The sequence below is a fragment of the Devosia sp. genome, assembly GCF_024707125.1.
GTDB lineage: Bacteria > Pseudomonadota > Alphaproteobacteria > Rhizobiales > Devosiaceae > Devosia.
In genome coordinates this window covers 427858-444456 of the sequence record NZ_JANQAH010000007.1, presented here as the reverse complement: position 1 = coordinate 444456, position 16599 = coordinate 427858, and the positions used below count along the sequence as shown (strand labels likewise).

The following is a 16599-nucleotide window of genomic DNA, read 5'->3' as shown; positions in this document are numbered from 1 at the left end:
TCGGCACTGGGCCGATGGCGGACGTCGCTTCAGTGGCGCCCGCAGAGGAATTGAAAAGAAGCGCTAATTGGGATCACGACCCTCCTGTTCAACCACCGCATCGAACAGTTCGCGCACATTGGCTGCGCCAATGGTTTCGATTGCCACGGCCGCTATAGCCGCAAACAATTCCGCGATTTCCTGGGGATCGGTGATTTCGGCGTCGTCTTCGTCGGCGTCTGCGTTGATCAAGGTAAACACTGTGCGCGCCTCCAATAGAGCGTTTCGAGGAAAAGCGGCGAGCCGCTTCTTTCGAAAACGCGATCCAAGTACCTAGAGACCGTTCAGCGCTTAAGAGACACGATGAACTTCTCTAGTGAGCTTACGAGACCAGTGTGAGCCGATTCCTATTACGGAATAAATAACGGAATGTACCAGCACGGGGCATTCGCTCAGTTGCCCCAAAGGTCAGCCTCGCTTACTCTTCCCCCGCCTCAAGCTTGTCGAGATAGGCCTCGATATCGTCCAGCGACGCAGAAAATGGTTTGGGCACATCACCATAGACAATTTTGAAGGTCTTATCGTGCCGCAGGGCATGCCCGCCCGGCTGCCCCAAAACCTTCAGTTTTTCTGCAGTCAGAATGGTCAGGTCATAACGCGCTGCAATGCGCTTCATGCGCCGCATGCGCGATGCGTCAAATTCCTTGCGGCTCATTTCATCGTTCCTGACTGTCACGAAGCGGGATCATCCGCCTCTTAGCCCGATCGCGCCCAGCCGCTCAAGCGCGTTTTCGCGCGCATCTGGAGGCCTGCGATGCGAGAATAGGAAATGCCCCACGACTAGTCCGTTCGCTTGTCTCTCCGAACGAGCCTTTTTTGAGCAATGGCCTTGCCCGAGCCGGACTTGAAATAACTCTCAAGCTCCCGCGCGTGCTCCTCGGTCTCAACGGCAACATACGATTTCAGTACGGCAGGCAAGTGCGCTTTGGTCGACGGCACCTGTCCAGTCTGATGCGAGGCGAAGCGTCGTTTCAGATCGTTGGTTGAGCCGACATAGACGTCGTCATTCCCCAATTGCAGGAAATAAACGTACCACATGAACGCGCAGTCTCCCTACGCTGCAACGCAGCTCCGGGAGATCACCCTGCGCAGGTGGCCTGCCACCCGAAGCCCAGGGGGCGCAGGGTGGCGGGTAGGGAGGGATTCGAACCCCCGGAAGGCTTTCACCTTCGCCGGTTTTCAAGACCGGAGCAATCAACCGCTCTGCCACCTACCCGTGGCTTGCCGTTTAGCCGCGCCGCGCCGCCCTGTCCAGAGGGCGCGGCACGACTTGTCGATCAGGGAATGAGAACGACTGAGCCCGTCGTCTCGCGCCCTTCCAGTGCTCGATGCGCCTCTTCAGCCTCTTCGAGGCGGAAACGACCGCCGATTTCCACCTTGATCGCGCCGGAGCGGATGGCGCCGAACAGCGCTTCGGCGCCCTCGAGCAGATATTCGCGCTTGGCAAAATAATGCGCCCCGGTCGGCCGTGTCAGATAGAGCGAGCCTTTTCGCGACAGCACGGTCAGGTCGGGAATCGAAACCACGCCCGAAGCATTGCCGAAGCTGGCGAGAAGCCCGCGCGGGCGCAGACAATCGAGCGAGCCTTCAAACGTCTGCTTGCCCACGCCGTCATAAACGACATCGACACCCCTGCCCCCGGTGATCTCGCGCACCCGGGCCGGAAAATCCTCGGCCCGGTAGTCGATCACATGATCGCAGCCATGCGCCTTGGCGAGCGCAACCTTCTCCGGCCCGCCGGCCGTCCCGATCACGGTGGCGCCCAGCGCCTTGGCCCATTGCGTCGCAATCAGCCCGGTGCCGCCCGCCGCGGCATGCCAGAGAATGGTCTGTCCAGCCTCGACCGTCCACGTCTTGAACAGCAGGTAATAGGCCGTCAGTCCCTTGAGCACGACGGCGGCGGCCGTTTCGTCATCGACCCCATCCGGAATCGGAATGAGCTTTTCAACGGCAGCGAGCCGTTCGGCCGCATACGCGCCAACCTGGCCCTGATAGCAGACGCGATCGCCGACCTTCACCGCCGTCACGTCCGGGCCCACCGCTTTGACGACACCGGCCCCCTCATTCCCGCCCACAAACGGCAACGGCTGCGGATAGAGCCCCGAGCGCTGATAGGTGTCGATGAAATTGAGCCCGATGGCCTTTTGCTCAATAAGAACCTGCCCCGGACCGGGCGCTGCGACCGGCCAGTCCTCGACGGACAGCACCTCCGGTCCACCGGTCTGGTTGATCGCAACGACCCGGGTCACTTCGGCGTCCTCGGTTTACGCGGGGCCGATTTCGGCCGGGCCTGTGCCTGTCGTGTCGGCGAGCTCTTGGGGCGAGGCTTGGCACCGCCCACAGCGGCAACACCGGCTTCGGCGGACACCGACCCGGTATCGCCGGTGAACGGCGTCACCTGATGCTTGGTCGGCGCTCCGCCAGCCGCACGCAGCTTACGGTTCTTGGCGAAAATATTGACCGCCTCCACCAGCACCGAGAAGGCCATGGCCGAGTAGATGTAGCCCTTGGGAATATGGAACCCGAGCCCGTCGGCCACCAGCGTCACACCGATCAGCAGCAGGAAGGCCAGCGCCAGCATCTTGGTCGTCGGGTGATCGGCGACAAAGCGGGCAATCGGGCCCGAGGCAAAGAACATCACGGCCACGGCAACCAGCACGGCGGCAATCATCACCGCAACCTGGTCTGCCGGCACCATGCCCACGGCGGTAATGATCGAGTCGATCGAAAACACCATGTCGATGACGACGATCTGCACCAGAATGGCTTGCAAGCTGGCCTTTGCCGCTTCCTTCAGGCCCACCTCATGCGGCTCTTCGATCGCCGCATGCATTTCGTGCGTCGCCTTGTAGATCAGGAAGGCGCCACCGGCGATCAGGATGATGTCCTTCCAGGAGAAGGCATGATCGAAGGCGGTAAACACCGGCTCCTTGAGCTGCACGATCACGCTGATCAGCAAGAGCAGGACGATACGGAACACCAGCGCCAGACCGATACCGAGCTTTCTGGCAAATTCAGCCTGTTCGCGCGGCAGGCGCGACACCAGCACCGAAATGAACACGATATTGTCGATGCCCAGCACGATCTCCATGACCGTCAGGGTGAGGAAAGCGACCCAGACATTTGGGTCGTAGAGAAGCTCAAGCATGGTGGGCTCCGTAAAAGGGATTCTCGGTTGCGCGCGAGTCTATTGGCTTTTGTGTGATTGTGGAGGCCTTCGGGCCGCAAAGACAAGGGCCCGACGCTCTTCCATTTCGGCTTTCTCGTTCCTATGGCAGCTTTTTCTTTCCCTGCGGCAAGGCGTGAAATGGTTCTACCGGCCGGAGGCTGGTATGGCGTGAATGGCCAGTGCTAGGCTCTGGTTCCGTTTTCCTGCCGGAGTTCCTTGATGGAATCCTTTACGCCCCTCACCGCCGCGCTCGGCGGCGCCTTGATCGGCCTTGCGGCCGCCGTGCTTTGGCTCGGCAATGGCCGCATCGCCGGCATCTCCGGCATTTTTGGCCAGCTGCTGCCGCCGGCACAGACTGTCGTCTGGCGCCTGGTCTTCCTCGTCGCGCTGGTGGCCGGCGCCTGGGCCACCGCCTGGCTCTTCCCGGCGCTGGGTGTCGGCGGCGTCGAACCGGCCGCACTCGTGTCTCCGCCCGCCACCTGGGGCGTACCGCCGCCGGTCTGGGTGATCATTGCCGGGCTGCTCATCGGCTTTGGCACCAAGATCGGCAATGGCTGCACTTCGGGGCATGGTGTCTGCGGCCTCGCGCGCCTCTCGCTGCGTTCGCTCGTTGCCGTCATTGTCTTCTTCGGCGTCGCCATCATCACCGTAGCCGTGACGGGGATTGTCTGATGGCCAATCTCCGCCTGCCCTACCTCGCGACATCTGCCCTCAGCGGCCTGCTCTTCGGCGCCGGCCTCTATGTCTCGCAGATGGTCGATCCCCTGAAAGTCCTGCGCTTCCTCGATTTCACCGCCATCCCCTCCGGCGGTTGGGATCCGAGCCTGGCCTTCGTCATCGTTCCGGCCATTCTCGTCATGTTCATCGCCGTCCGGATCGGCCGCCGCCGCCCCGCGCCGTTGTTCGATCGAGAGTTCCATGAACCTGAATACAAGCGCATCGATGCGCGCCTCGTTGGCGGCGCAGCGCTCTTCGGCGTCGGCTGGGGCATGTCCGGGATTTGCCCGGGCCCAGCCATCGCGTTGATCGCCTTTCCTCCCGATGGCCTGTGGATTTTTCTCCTCGCCCTGATCGCCGGCTCCTATGCTGGTAGCCTCATCGTGCCCAGCGGCCATTCCAAACGCCTTGCGGATGCCAAATGACTGAGAACACCGACATCATCGTGGTGGGTGGAGGTCTCGCTGGCCTCGCCGCCGCCGTAAGCCTCGCCCGCGCCGGCTACGAGACCCTGCATCTCGCGCCCACCGCCCCGCCCGACCGCCGCACCTCGGCCCTGATGATGCCCAGCGTCGAGTTTTTGCTCTCCTCCGGCCTCATCGACAGCCCGGAAAGCACCGGCCATCCGCTGACCGCCATCCGCATCATCGATGCCACACCCCGCCTGATCCGCGCGCCCGAAACCCTTTTTGACGCCAAGGAAGCCGGCCTCGGCGCCTTCGGCTGGAATTTTGGCAATGCCACGCTCCTCGAGCGCTTCCAGGCAGCCGCCCCTGCGACGGGCCTCTCCACCCGTAACGTCGCCGTTACCGCATATCGCTGTGAAGACGGTCTTGGTGTGCTCACTCTGACCGACGGCACCACGGTTTCAGCCCCCCCTCATCGTGGGCGCCGACGGCAAGAAATCCCTGATCCGCACCGAGGCCGGTCTTCCCGCCCGCGAGCACAAGTTCGACGAAGCAGCTCTCGTCTGCGATCTCGAATTGGGTCGCTCCATCGGCGGCACCTCCATCGAGTTCCACTATCCCCACGGGCCCTTCACCCTCGTGCCGGCCGGGGGTACCAAGGCTAACCTCGTCTGGATCGATGAGGAGTCAGTGCTCCGCCAAACCCAGGCTGGCGGCCCCGAAGCCCTGCTCGCCGCCTTCCGCACCCGCTCGCAAAATCTCTTCGGCAGCATAAAACTGGTTTCGCCCAGCTTCATCTTCCCGTTGAGCGTCCTCAGCGTGCCCGAAGCAGGCCGTGACGGCACGGTGCTCGTCGGCGAATCCGCGCACGCCTTTCCGCCTATCGGCGCACAAGGCCTCAATCTCGGCCTGCGGGACGTGGCCGACCTCGTTGCGGTTCTCGCCGAAACCGACCGCACCAGCCCCGATTGGGCTGCTAGCGCCAGCAAGGCCTATGCCGAGCGCCGCGCCGGCGACCTCGCGCGCACCGGTACCATGGTCGACACGCTCTTCCGCTCGCTCCTCGGCGAAATGCTCCCGAGCCAGGCCCTGCGCGCGGGCGGCCTCTGGGCTCTGAAGCTGATGCCGTCGCTGCGTCGCCAGGCTTTTTCCATCGGCATGGGGCAGAGATCGGCTTGAGGCCTGCAGTTCCGACTGCGTCATTCTCCCTTCCCACGACGTCATTCCCGCGAAAGCGGGAATCCATCTTGGGCCGCATGAAACAGAGATTCCCGCTTTCGCGGGAATGACGTCGTGGAAACAAAGTGCTGACAAAACAAAAAAGGGCGCGGCCAAGGCCGCGCCCTTCTCATTTCATCTCAGCGAAACGCTTACTGTGCGGTCGGAGCCGGAGCGTCAGCTGCCGGAGCATCGGCCGCCGGGGCGCCGGTCTGCTCGGTCAGTTCCTTGCGGAGCTGTTCGGCGCGGTCCTGCAGAACCTGCTCGAGAGCGTTTTCGCCCGAGGTTTCCTGCTGGAACTGCTCAAAAGTCATTGCCGTGTCGCTGTCATAGGCCGCGGTGAAGCCGGACAGGTTGATCTCGATGGTGAGATCCTGGTTCTGACGGTTCTTGGCGGTCAGGGTCAGCTTGTTGCCGCCCTTGAGCGAGTTCACATACTGCTCGTTGATCACGAGCTGCGTGGCGCACGAGGTCGGGTCACAGATCATGTAGGGCACGCGAACCGGCTTGGCGCCGTCGATCTGCCAGGTCAGGCCGAAGGGCAGCAGAACCCCAAGCGGCACCGCAGCAACGGCGAGCAGGCGCGATTCCTGGCCCGGATCGTCACGCAGCAGGAACGAGCCGAGGAACTGGCCATTGGCCAGAACCACCTGGCGCATGATGCACGCCTTCTGCCCATCGGGCAGCGGATCGCAAACCTTCAGCCAGTTCTGTGCGGGATTGTTGGCGGCCGGCGCAGCAGCGGCGTCGGCAGCGGGCGCTTCAGCGGCGGGAGCCTCAGGGGCGGGCGCAGCGGCATCTTGAGCGAAAGCCGAGAGCGGCGACAGCAGCAGGGCAGCCGCAGTCAAACCAGCAACGAGGGGTTTCCTGAATTTCATAGAGTGTCCTTGCCTTCCTTGGCGGTCTCGGCGGCACTCCGCCACCTAGAAACTTACCTGCCCTTCAAGGGCGCAATTCGGGCAATAACATGACCGGACGCCCTTGCCAAAATATTATGAGGCCCCCGCGCAACATAGAGTCGCTCAGGCAGCATTTTCTGCAAGTTTTGCCAGTTTTGCGAGGATTGCAGCCGTACCTTTGAGCCTTGTTTCCGGGGTTGGCCAGTTGCGCGCGAACACGAGTTTCTGATCAGGCTTGATGCGAACCTGGTTGGCTGGGTCGCTCACGAGCTTCACCAGACCCACCGGATTGGGGAATTCGCTATTGCGCAAAGTCAGCACCGCGCCCTTCGGCCCGGCATCGACTTTCTCGACATTGGCCTGACGGCACAAGGACTTGACGAGGATTACCTTGAGCAAAGCCTCGACTTCCTCGGGCAAAGGCCCGAATCGGTCGATCAATTCCGCGCCCGCCGCGTCGATGTCCCTGATATCGGTCAGGTCGCCGAGCTTGCGGTAAAGCTGCATGCGCAGCGTCAGGTCGGGCACATAGTGCTCGGGGATCATCACCGGCATGCCCAGGGAAATGCTCGGGCTCCACTCGTTGCGATCCTCGTATTCTTCCTCGCCACTCCGAAGCGCCGCCACGGCCTCTTCCAGCATGGCCTGATAGAGTTCGTAGCCCACCTCGCGGATATGGCCCGATTGCTCGTCGCCCAGGAGGTTCCCTGCCCCGCGAATATCGAGATCGTGGCTCGCGAGCTGGAAACCGGCGCCCAGACTTTCGAGCGACTGCAACACGCCCAGCCGCCGCTCGGCCGTGTCGGTCAATTTTTTGTCAGCCGGCACGGTGAACAGCGCATAGGCGCGTTGCTTGGCCCGGCCGATACGCCCGCGGATCTGATAAAGCTGCGCCAAGCCGAAATTGTCGGCCCGATGCACGATCAGCGTATTGGCATTGGGAATATCGAGCCCGGATTCGACAATGGTCGTCGCCAGCAGCACGTCGAATTTGCCGTCGTAGAAGGCGTTCATGATGTCGTCGAGCTCACCCGGTGGCATCTGCCCATTGGCCACGACATAGGAGACTTCCGGCACCTGCTGCCGCAGGAATTCCGCGATATCCGGCTGGTCCTTGATTTTCGGCACCACATAAAAGCTCTGACCGCCGCGATACTTTTCGCGCAGCAGTGCCTCGCGGATCGAGAGCGGATCGAAGGGCGAAATGAAGGTGCGGATGGCGAGGCGATCGACCGGCGGCGTCGCCAGCAAGCTGAGATCGCGTACCCCCGTCAGCGCCAGTTGCAGCGTGCGCGGAATCGGCGTCGCCGTCAGCGTCAGCACATGCACATTGGCCTTGAGCTCCTTCAGCCGCTCCTTGTGGCCCACGCCAAAGTGCTGCTCTTCGTCGATGATGAGCAGACCCAGATCATGGAACTTGATCGTCTTGCTGAGGAGGGCATGCGTGCCGACCACAATATCGACCTGCCCATCGGCCAGCCCATCCTTGGTCGCCTTCAATTCGCTGGCGCTGACCATGCGCGAGGCATGGCGCACCCGCACCGGCAGGCCCTTGAAGCGCTCAGAGAAGGTCTTGAAATGCTGCCGCGCTAGGAGCGTCGTCGGCACCACCACGGCAACCTGCTTGCCACTCAGCGCCACGCCAAAGGCCGCGCGCAAGGCCACTTCGGTCTTGCCGAAGCCAACGTCGCCGCAAACCAGCCGGTCCATGACCTTGCCCGAGGTGATATCGTCAAACACCGCCTCGATGGCCGTGAGCTGGTCCTCGGTTTCCTCATAGGGGAAGCGCGCGGCGAATTCGTCATAGGCGCCGGCATTGATGTCGATGACATCGGCTTTGACCAGCAGGCGCTGCGCGGCCAGCTTGATAAGCTGCTCCGCCATTTCGCGGATGCGCTTCTTGAGTTTGCCCTTTTTGGCCTGCCAGGCAACGCCGCCGAGCTTGTCGAGCGCCACGGACGAGTCATCCGACCCGTAGCGGGTAAGAAGCTCGATATTTTCGACCGGCAGATAGAGTTTTGTATCGCCGGCATATTGCAGCTCGACGCATTCATGCGGCGCGCCACCGGCCTCGATCACCTTGAGGCCCACAAACCGGCCGATACCATGATCGACGTGAACCACGAGATCGCCGGCCGAGAGCGAAGCCGCCTCGGTCAGCGCGTCCGAAGCCTTCTTCTTGCGCTGCGGCCGCAGGATGCGTTCGCCCAAAATATCCTGCTCGGAGAGAACCAGCAGGTCTTTGGTTTCAAAGCCGGTTTCGAGCGGCAGGACCACCAGCGAGGTCGTCGCCGCGCTGGTCGTTTCCGCATCGCGCCAGTTTTCCGCCATGCGCGGATTGGTCAGTCCATGGTCCTTCAAAACCTGAACCATGCGGTCGCGCGTACCCGCGCTCCAGCAGGCGACGATCACCCGCCGTCCTTCGCGCCGCTCCGCCAGGAGCCGGTCCACAACCGCCTGGAACAGATTGACGTCCGAGGCCAGCCGCTCCGCCGCAAAACTCGGCGCAATATGCCCGCCCCAGTCATCGCCCTTCTTGGCACTGGGCGAGAGGAACTGCGAAAGCTGGATCACCGAAGCCCCAGCCAGCGTCTGCGGCTGCACATCGAGATCGTAAAGCAGGTCCGGCTGGATCGGCTTATAGGGCGCCCCAGCCCCGGCTACGGGTTTTGCCTGCCGCGCCGTTTCGCGCGCTTCATAATAGTCGGCGATCTGTTCGGCGCGCTCGGCAAAGGCCTCAGCCGCCTGATCGTCGAACACGAAGGGCGCATCGCCGACATAGCCGGCCAGCCGGTCCATATGGTCGTAGAAAAACGGCAGCCAGTGCTCGGTACCCGAATAGCGCGAACCGCCGCTCACCGAAGCATAAAGCGTGTCATCGACCGTATTGCCACCAAAGGCGGCGGTATATTTCTGCCGGAAGCGGCGAATGGTCTCTTCGTTGAGGATGACCTCGCTCATCGGCGTCAGGTCGACGCGCTTCAGCGTGCCCGTCGTGCGCTGGCTGTCAGGATCGAAAGTACGGATCGATTCAAGCTGGCTACCGAAAAAGTCGAAGCGCAACGGCGCGTCCGCGCTGGCCGGGAACAGGTCCACCAACCCGCCGCGCACCGCATATTCGCCGCTTTCGCGCACTGTCGGCACGCGCAGATAGCCATTGTTTGACGCCCAGGCGATAAGCTTCTCGCTATCGACCACCCGCCCGATAGCCGCCGAAAACGACATGGTTTCAACCACATCGCGCGGCGGCAATTTCTGGATCAGCGCATTGACCGCGGTCAGCACGATCGCGCCCTTGGCCCCGCTCGTCAGCGCCGCCAGCGTGTTCATCCGTGCCGCAATGGTTACGTTATTGGGCGAGACACGGTCATAGGGCAGACAGTCCCACGCCGGCAGCGTCAGGATCGTGTGTCCGGGCATCATCGCGCCCAGCACCTCGGCCATGCGCTGCATGCGCCGCCCGTCGCGCGCGACGAAAACCAGGCTCGCCGCATCATCGGGCGCATCCTTGAGCCGCTGCTCGATCAGCCGCGCCAGCGCCATGGGCTGCATGCCATCAGGCACATTGGAAATCGTCCGGATCGCCGGCAGCCCAGTCATTTCATTCATTTTTCGATCCGCGCCTGATGGTCGGCCACGACGAGATCAAGAAAGGCCCGGTCGACATGCGCCGGCGGCTCTTCCTGCCGCATCACCCATTTGAGCAGCGGCGGATCTTCCTCGTTCATCAGCGCTTCGAGCCGGTCGAGTTCGGCCGTGCCATACCCATCGATATTGGCATCGCAGAATGGCCCGAGCACCAGGTCCATTTCCTTGGTCCCCCGATGCCAGGCGCGATAGCGCAACCGCTTGCGGCGAATAGCAATGTCCTCACCGGCCGTCATTTCGACATCCATGATTCAGTAGTTTGTTCTCGATTTGGACACTCTCTTACGCGCCTTGAAAGGGATTGTCAGCCCTTTGCGCGCAATGGCGAAGCAACTTGATCTCGATCATGTAGCAGCCATGAATTCTGCCCTAGAAGGACTAAAGAGCAAGGAGCAAACCATGGCCATTCCGCAAAACAAGACCGAGCTTCTGGCCGCCATCGACAAGACCTACCGCAAGCTGGTCGCTGACTTCACCGCGATTCCCGTCGAACGAACCGCCGAAAAGACGCTTGAAGGCCACGCCAAGGGCACCATGATGAGTGTGCACGACCTTGCGGCCCATCTCCTCGGCTGGAACCTGCTCGTCATCAAATGGTATCGCGGGCGCAAGGCCGGCGAAGAGGTCGATTTTCCCGAAACCGGCTACAAGTGGAACGAACTCGGCCGCCTCGCGCAGAAATTCTACGCTGATCACGCCGCCCTTCCCTTTCCCGATCTGCTCGCCGAACTAGACCGCGCCAAATCCGACATCGTCGCGATCATCGAGGCGGAAGACGACACCAGCCTCTACGGCCGCCCATGGTACGAAAAATGGACCCTGGGACGCATGATCCAGTTCAATACGTCGTCGCCCTACGCCAATGCGCACACACGTCTTGTGAAATGGCGCAAGGCGCAGGCGTTGAGCTAGGGTTCCGCCCTGTTCCTGTCCTGTTCTTTTGTGCCACTCTCGCGCGCAGGAGAATCAGTCAGTGTCGCGTCCCGAAACCCTCCAGCCCCTGTTCCGCTCGCTCCACGCAATCAAAGGCGTGGGTGACAAGCTCGCGGCCCTGCTCACGCGCTTTTTCGGTGCGCCCGAGGGGCAGGAAGCCATCGTCCTCGACATTCTGATGCACATGCCATCGGGCACGGTCGATCGTCGTCGCCAGGTTGGCATTGCCGAGGCCTATCTCAACCAGATCGTCACGCTGAAACTGCATGTCGACCGCCACCAGCCTCCCCCGCGTGGTCGCGAGCACATTCCCCATCGCGTTTACACACACGATGAATCTGGAGACATGCAGCTTGTCTTTTTCCGCGCCCAAGGCGGCTGGGTCGAAAAGGCGCTGCCGGTCGGCGAAGAGCGCTACGTCTCGGGCCAGGTCGGCTTTTTCAATGGCGAAAAGCAGATCACGCATCCGGACTACATCGTCGAGCCGGACAAATTCGCCACCCTGCCCCTCGTCGAACCCGTCTACCCGCTGACCAATGGCCTGAGCTCCAAGGCATTGGCAAAGCTCGTGCGCCAGGCCGTCGACTCTATCCCGGTTCTCCCCGAATGGATCGACCCGGCCACCATGGCCCAGCGCAAATGGCCGACCTTTACCGAGGCCATGCACAGCGTGCACCTGCCCGAAAATCCGGGCGAAGCCGAACTCTGGGGCCCCTCTCGCCAGCGCCTCGCCTATGACGAATACTTTGCGGGCCAGATCACCCTGCAACTGCTGCGCTCGTCGATGATCTCGGAGCGCGGTATTGCGCGAACATTCAATGGCAGCGTGACCTCTAAGGTCGCGAGTGTACTGCCGTTCAAGCTCACCGACGGGCAAAATCAGGCGCTTGAGGAAATCCGTGCCGACCTCGCAGCGCCGGAGCGCATGTCCCGCCTTCTGCAGGGCGATGTCGGCTCTGGCAAAACCGTCGTCGCCCTCATGGCCATGGCCGCCATAGCCGAGTCCGGCGCGCAATCCGCCCTCATGGCACCGACAGAGCTCCTTGCCTCTCAGCACTACAAGACCATCAAGCCGATATGCGACGCCGCCGGTCTCGGCTGTGCCCTGCTGACCGGCAAAATGCCTGCCGCCGAACGCCGCGCCATACTCGCCGGCCTCGCCGATGGCACCACCACGATCGCCGTCGGCACCCATGCCCTCTTTCAGTCCGGCATTGAATTCAACAACTTGGGCCTGACGGTCGTCGACGAGCAGCACCGCTTTGGCGTCCACCAGCGCCTTGCCCTCTCCGAAAAAGGCCGTCACACCGACCTTCTCGTGATGACCGCCACGCCGATCCCTAGGACGCTGGTCCTCACCCACTTCGGCGACATGGCCGTCAGCGTCCTCAAGGAAAAGCCCCGCGGCCGCCAACCCATCGATACCGCGGTTCTTTCGATCAACGATTACGACCGCGTCATCGCCCGCCTCCAGGCTAAGCTGCACGAAGGCGCTCAAGCCTACTGGGTCTGCCCACTGGTCGAAGAAAGCGAAACGCTGGAGGTCGTTTCAGCCGAAGACCGCTTCGCCGAACTGCAAAAAATCTTCGGCCTCGAAGTCGCTCTCGTCCACGGCCGCATGTCTGCCGCCGCCAAGCAGGACGTCATGGCACGCTTCAAGGCCAATGAAATCAAGCTTTTGGTGGCCACCACCGTCATCGAAGTCGGCGTCGACGTCCCCAACGCCACCATCATGATCATCGAGCACGCCGAACGCTTCGGCCTCGCCCAGCTACACCAGCTCCGCGGCCGCGTCGGTCGCGGCTCGCAGCGCTCGGCCTGCCTGCTGCTGTACAAGGACCCACTCAGCGAAACCGCTAGGGCGCGTCTCGATACGATAAAATCCACCGAAGACGGGTTTGAGATCGCCGAACGCGATCTCGAACTCCGCGGCCAGGGCGACATTCTTGGCACGCGCCAATCCGGCATGCCCGGCTACCGCCTCGCCGTCCCCGACGTGCACCGGCACTTGCTGGAATTCGCCCACGACGACGCCAAGGCGCTGATGCAGCGCAACCCCGGCCTGACGGGCGAAGAAGGCGAAGCCGCCCGTACGTTATTGTATTTGTTCAGGAAAGACTTGGCGATTCCGCTGATCAGAGCGGGTTAAAGCTGCCTTCCCCCACCTCCACAGTGTCATTCCCGCGAAAGCGGGAATCTCTGTTTGCGGCAAGAAGGGATTCCCGCTTTCGCGGGAATGACGCCGAGGTGGAGTGAAAGCGAAGAGCCTCTTCCCGCCCAGCAAGTGGGTCTATTCCACCGTAACCGACTTCGCCAAATTCCTCGGCTGGTCCACGTCCGTGCCCATAAACACAGCCGTATGATAGGCCAGCAACTGCACCGGAATCGTCGCCAGGATCGGCGCAACGAATGGATGCACATGCGGAATCTCGATGATATCCGCCACGCCGTGCCCCACGGTCTTGGCCCCCTCGGCATCGGTGATGAGAATGATCTTCCCACCCCGCGCCGCGACTTCCTGCATATTGCTCAGCGTCTTGTCGACCAGCTCATCCGACGGCGCCACAACGATCACCGGCATGGCTTCATCCACCAGCGCAATCGGCCCATGCTTCAGCTCGCCGGCGGCATAACCTTCGGCATGGATATAGCTGATTTCCTTGAGCTTTAGCGCGCCTTCCATGGCGATCGGGAACATCGGCCCACGCCCGAGATAGAGCACATCCTTGGCCTTCGACAGGCGCTTGGAAATGTCGATGATCTGGCCTTCCGCGCCCAGCGCCTCGGACACGGCCGATGGCAGCGCCACCAGCGCCCGCACAAGTTCGGCTTCCTGCTCGACGCTCACCACGCCGCGCGCCCGGCCCGCCGCCAGCGACAGGACTCGCGAGCGCCGTCAACTGCGCCGTCAGCGCTTTGGTCGAAGCGACGCCGATTTCCGGTCCACAAAGGATCGGGAAAACCACGCCGGATTCGCGCGCAATGGTCGATTCCACCGTGTTCACAAGGCTCGCGACATGCTGCCCCTGTCCGGCGCAATAGCGCAGGGCCGCCAGCGTATCCGCCGTCTCGCCCGATTGCGAAATGAACAGCGACAGCCCGTTCTTGTCGAGCGGCGGCTCCCGATAGCGGAATTCACTCGCCACATCGATGTCCACGGGGAGCCGCGCATAGCGCTCGAACCAGTATTTTGCCACTGCACCAGCATAATAGGCCGTGCCGCAAGCGCTCATGGTCAGTCGCGAAAGATCAGCGAAATCAAAGGGCAGGCTTTCCCGGATCGCCACCTTTTCTGCGCCCATATCCACATAGTGGCTGAGCGTGTGCGAAATGGTTTCGGGCTGCTCATAGATTTCCTTGGCCATGAAATGGCGATGGTTGCCCTTGTCGACCAAGAGCGCCGAAGCCTGCGACAGCAATTGCTCGCGCTGCACGATGGCATCCTTGCCATCGCGAATGGTCACGCCGGCCGGCGTGATAACAGCCCAGTCGCCATCCTCAAGATAGGTCAGCCGCGACGTAAACGGCGCCAGCGCCATAGCGTCCGAGCCAAGATACATTTCCGTCGCGCCGTAACCCACGGCCAGCGGCGCCCCATGGCGCGCGGCGATGAGCAGATTACCCTCGCCCTTGAACAAAAAGGCCAGCGCAAAGGCACCCTTGAGCCTCTTGAGCGTCCGCGCCACGGCCAGTTCCGGGTCGGCGCCGTTGGCCAGTTCCCGGCTCACCCACAGCGCCACGGATTCGGTATCGGTCTGCGTCTGCGGCAGATATCCGTCCTGCGCGAGATCGGCGAGAAGCTCGCGGAAATTCTCGATAATGCCGTTGTGGACCACGGCGACGCGCTCGGTTGCATGCGGATGGGCATTCTGCTCGGTCGGCGCGCCATGCGTCGCCCAGCGGGTGTGGCCGATGCCGATATGCCCGTCGAGCGGCTCCATGCCGAGTTTGGTAGCAAGGTTCCCCAGCTTCCCCTCGGCTCGCCGGCGCGAGATCGCGCCACCTTCCAGCGTTGCGACACCGGCGCTGTCATAGCCGCGATATTCCAGGCGCTTCAGCGCATCGACCAGACGACCGGCAACGGGTTCGTTACCGACAATGCCAACAATGCCGCACATCTTATTTCCCCTTGGCCGTCAGCTTGGCGGCCTTTTTGGCGAGCGCCAGTTCGCGCAATTTGGGCGCATAGCCCGGCTTGGTTTCCTGCCGCGCCCGGCCAAAGGCCAAGGCATCGTCCGGCACGTCCTGCGTAATGACACTGCCCGAAGCGGTGTAGGCGCCATTGCCAATCGTCACCGGCGCCACGAGCGAGGCATTGGACCCGATAAAGGCATTGTCGCCGATAATCGTCTTGTCCTTGTTAACGCCGTCATAGTTACAGGTGATGGTACCCGCACCGATATTGGTCTTTGATCCAATTTCGGCATCACCAAGATAGCTCAGGTGCCCCGCCTTGGTCCCGGCGCCGATCTTGGACTTCTTCACCTCAACGAAATTGCCCAGGTGCACATCCGGCCCCAGCTCGGCCCCGCCGCGAATACGGGCAAATGGCCCGATGCTCGCGCCCTCGCCTATGATGGCATCCTCAATATCGCAAAAAGCCCGGATCTCGACATTGTCGGCGATCTTCACACCCGGCCCGAACACGACGTTCGGAAAAATCGTCACGTCCCGGCCAATTTCCGTATCCCACGAAAACCAGGTGCTCTTCGGATCGCGCAACGTCACGCCATTTTCCATGGCCTCAATCCGCTTGAATTCCTGGAACGTCGCCTCGGCCTCGGCCAGCTTTACGCGGTTGTCGACGCCAACCAGCTCATTCGCATCCGCCTCGATGAAATCGACGCGCTTCTTGTCTCCGGCTGCCAGTTCGATGGCATCGGTCAGATAATACTCGCCCTTGGCATTCTTGTTGTCGATCCGGTCGATCACCGATCGCAGCGTGTCCCCGCGAAAACCCATGATGCCGGAATTGCAGAGGCCGATCTTGCGCTCTTCCTCGGTCGCATCCTTGTGCTCGCGGATCGCCAGCACACGGCTCCCTTCCGTCAAAAGCCGGCCATAGCCCGTGGGGTTATCCGGCCGGAACCCGACCACCACGATATCGGCGCCGCCATCGAGCCTGTCGGTGATCTCGGCAATCGTCTCGCTGGTCACCAGTGGCGTGTCCGCATAGAGCACCAGAATATGACCGGCCGCAGCCTCATAGGCCTCCCGCGCCTGCTGCACCGCATGAGCAGTGCCCTTGCGCTCCACCTGCTTGGAAATATGCGCGTTTGCCTCGAACCGCGTAACCGCCTCTTCCACGGCCTCGTGGTTCGGCCCCACCACGACCGCAATGGTCGATCCCGCCGCCTTGGCTGTCCGCAGCACATGACTGACAACCGGCAGGCCGCCGACATGGTGCAAAACCTTGGGCACGGATGACTTCATCCGCGTGCCCTCGCCGGCCGCAAGAATGATGGAAAGCAGTTCTGTCATCGCGGCCACTCCAGCTCGCCAAGTTCTTCTTCGCCCATTGCCACAAATTTATGGCCGATGTCATTGGTGAATAGATAACCAATGACAC

Annotated in this window: 14 protein-coding genes, 1 tRNA gene and 2 pseudogenes; 6 read left to right on the top strand and 11 right to left on the bottom strand. The window is 62.1% G+C overall.

The window, feature by feature from the left end:
* Positions 1-63: 63 nt before the first annotated feature.
* The 6 genes from NVV77_RS07420 to NVV77_RS07395 all read right to left on the bottom strand — a co-directional run bounded on the left by NVV77_RS07420 (position 64) and on the right by NVV77_RS07395 (position 3187).
* Positions 64-240 (bottom strand): hypothetical protein, encoded by a 177-nt coding sequence (locus NVV77_RS07420; protein WP_156385712.1) that lies wholly within the window; start codon positions 238-240, stop codon positions 64-66.
* Between the two features lie 217 nt (positions 241-457).
* On the bottom strand, positions 458-694 hold the full coding sequence (locus NVV77_RS07415) for a hypothetical protein (RefSeq protein ID WP_295411821.1): 237 nt from the start codon (positions 692-694) through the stop codon (positions 458-460).
* Between the two features lie 125 nt (positions 695-819).
* Positions 820-1077 carry a GIY-YIG nuclease family protein gene (locus tag NVV77_RS07410; RefSeq protein WP_295411820.1) on the bottom strand — a complete coding sequence of 86 codons (258 nt, stop codon included), beginning with the start codon at positions 1075-1077 and terminating at the stop codon, positions 820-822.
* A gap of 88 nt (positions 1078-1165) precedes the next feature.
* Positions 1166-1255 (bottom strand) — tRNA-Ser (locus NVV77_RS07405).
* Positions 1256-1316: 61 nt separating this feature from the next.
* Entirely contained in the window at positions 1317-2288 is a 972-nt protein-coding gene (locus NVV77_RS07400) for a quinone oxidoreductase (protein WP_295411819.1), read from the bottom strand.
* Positions 2285-3187 carry a TerC family protein gene (locus NVV77_RS07395; protein WP_367178600.1) on the bottom strand — a complete coding sequence of 301 codons (903 nt, stop codon included), beginning with the start codon at positions 3185-3187 and terminating at the stop codon, positions 2285-2287. Before NVV77_RS07395 ends, NVV77_RS07400 begins: the two co-directional genes overlap by 4 nt.
* Positions 3188-3427: 240 nt before the next feature.
* On the opposite strand from NVV77_RS07395, the gene NVV77_RS07390 reads away from it, so the two are divergent.
* The 4 genes and pseudogenes from NVV77_RS07390 to NVV77_RS07375 all read left to right on the top strand — a co-directional run bounded on the left by NVV77_RS07390 (position 3428) and on the right by NVV77_RS07375 (position 5511).
* Positions 3428-3880 (top strand): YeeE/YedE family protein, encoded by a 453-nt coding sequence (locus NVV77_RS07390; protein ID WP_295411818.1) that lies wholly within the window; start codon positions 3428-3430, stop codon positions 3878-3880.
* A complete protein-coding gene (locus NVV77_RS07385; protein ID WP_295411817.1) occupies positions 3880-4350 on the top strand; it encodes a DUF6691 family protein in 471 nt (156 codons plus the stop codon). The genes NVV77_RS07390 and NVV77_RS07385 overlap by 1 nt, the downstream gene beginning before the upstream one ends.
* Positions 4347-4562, top strand: a pseudogene (locus NVV77_RS07380) (FAD-binding protein); the annotation flags it as partial. The gene NVV77_RS07385 and the pseudogene NVV77_RS07380, both read left to right, overlap by 4 nt.
* Positions 4563-4809: 247 nt before the next feature.
* Positions 4810-5511 carry an FAD-dependent monooxygenase gene (locus tag NVV77_RS07375; RefSeq protein ID WP_295411816.1) on the top strand — a complete coding sequence of 234 codons (702 nt, stop codon included), beginning with the start codon at positions 4810-4812 and terminating at the stop codon, positions 5509-5511.
* 191 nt (positions 5512-5702) lie between these two features.
* Here NVV77_RS07375 and NVV77_RS07370 read toward each other — a convergent pair whose 3' ends face one another.
* The 3 genes from NVV77_RS07370 to NVV77_RS07360 form a co-directional block, all read right to left on the bottom strand.
* Positions 5703-6428, bottom strand: a complete 726-nt coding sequence (locus NVV77_RS07370) for an invasion associated locus B family protein (protein ID WP_295411815.1) — start codon at positions 6426-6428, stop codon at positions 5703-5705.
* Positions 6429-6572: 144 nt separating this feature from the next.
* Positions 6573-10058: a transcription-repair coupling factor gene (gene mfd / locus NVV77_RS07365; RefSeq protein ID WP_295411814.1), complete on the bottom strand. Its 3486-nt coding sequence runs from the start codon at positions 10056-10058 to the stop codon at positions 6573-6575.
* Complete coding sequence (locus NVV77_RS07360; RefSeq protein ID WP_295411813.1) at positions 10055-10333, bottom strand: succinate dehydrogenase assembly factor 2; 279 nt, start codon at positions 10331-10333, stop codon at positions 10055-10057. Before NVV77_RS07360 ends, mfd begins: the two co-directional genes overlap by 4 nt.
* A 163-nt stretch (positions 10334-10496) precedes the next feature.
* On the opposite strand from NVV77_RS07360, the gene NVV77_RS07355 reads away from it, so the two are divergent.
* On the top strand, positions 10497-11009 hold the full coding sequence (locus tag NVV77_RS07355; protein ID WP_295411812.1) for a ClbS/DfsB family four-helix bundle protein: 513 nt from the start codon (positions 10497-10499) through the stop codon (positions 11007-11009).
* Positions 11010-11070: 61 nt separating this feature from the next.
* The gene (recG, locus tag NVV77_RS07350; protein ID WP_295411811.1) at positions 11071-13179 is read left to right on the top strand and encodes an ATP-dependent DNA helicase RecG; all 2109 of its coding nucleotides are present in this window, start codon (positions 11071-11073) and stop codon (positions 13177-13179) included.
* 141 nt (positions 13180-13320) lie between these two features.
* Here the strand turns inward: recG and glmS are convergent.
* Both glmS and glmU read right to left on the bottom strand, forming a co-directional pair.
* Positions 13321-15148, bottom strand: a pseudogene (gene glmS / locus NVV77_RS07345) (glutamine--fructose-6-phosphate transaminase (isomerizing)).
* 1 nt (position 15149) lies between these two features.
* Positions 15150-16511, bottom strand: a complete 1362-nt coding sequence (gene glmU, locus NVV77_RS07340; protein WP_295411810.1) for a bifunctional UDP-N-acetylglucosamine diphosphorylase/glucosamine-1-phosphate N-acetyltransferase GlmU — start codon at positions 16509-16511, stop codon at positions 15150-15152.
* Positions 16512-16599 lie beyond the last annotated feature (88 nt).

What these genes read in the sequence shown, in the direction of transcription:
- NVV77_RS07370 (WP_295411815.1), bottom strand. Translation starts at nt 6,428, where the DNA reads ATGAAATTCAGGAAACCCCTCGTTGCTGGTTTGACTGCGGCTGCCCTG.
- NVV77_RS07390 (WP_295411818.1), top strand. Translation starts at nt 3,428, where the DNA reads ATGGAATCCTTTACGCCCCTCACCGCCGCGCTCGGCGGCGCCTTGATC.
- NVV77_RS07410 (WP_295411820.1), bottom strand. Translation starts at nt 1,077, where the DNA reads ATGTGGTACGTTTATTTCCTGCAATTGGGGAATGACGACGTCTATGTC.
- NVV77_RS07385 (WP_295411817.1), top strand. Translation starts at nt 3,880, where the DNA reads ATGGCCAATCTCCGCCTGCCCTACCTCGCGACATCTGCCCTCAGCGGC.
- NVV77_RS07415 (WP_295411821.1), bottom strand. Translation starts at nt 694, where the DNA reads ATGAGCCGCAAGGAATTTGACGCATCGCGCATGCGGCGCATGAAGCGC.
- glmU (WP_295411810.1), bottom strand. Translation starts at nt 16,511, where the DNA reads ATGACAGAACTGCTTTCCATCATTCTTGCGGCCGGCGAGGGCACGCGG.
- NVV77_RS07360 (WP_295411813.1), bottom strand. Translation starts at nt 10,333, where the DNA reads ATGACGGCCGGTGAGGACATTGCTATTCGCCGCAAGCGGTTGCGCTAT.
- NVV77_RS07395 (WP_367178600.1), bottom strand. Translation starts at nt 3,187, where the DNA reads ATGCTTGAGCTTCTCTACGACCCAAATGTCTGGGTCGCTTTCCTCACC.
- NVV77_RS07355 (WP_295411812.1), top strand. Translation starts at nt 10,497, where the DNA reads ATGGCCATTCCGCAAAACAAGACCGAGCTTCTGGCCGCCATCGACAAG.
- mfd (WP_295411814.1), bottom strand. Translation starts at nt 10,058, where the DNA reads ATGAATGAAATGACTGGGCTGCCGGCGATCCGGACGATTTCCAATGTG.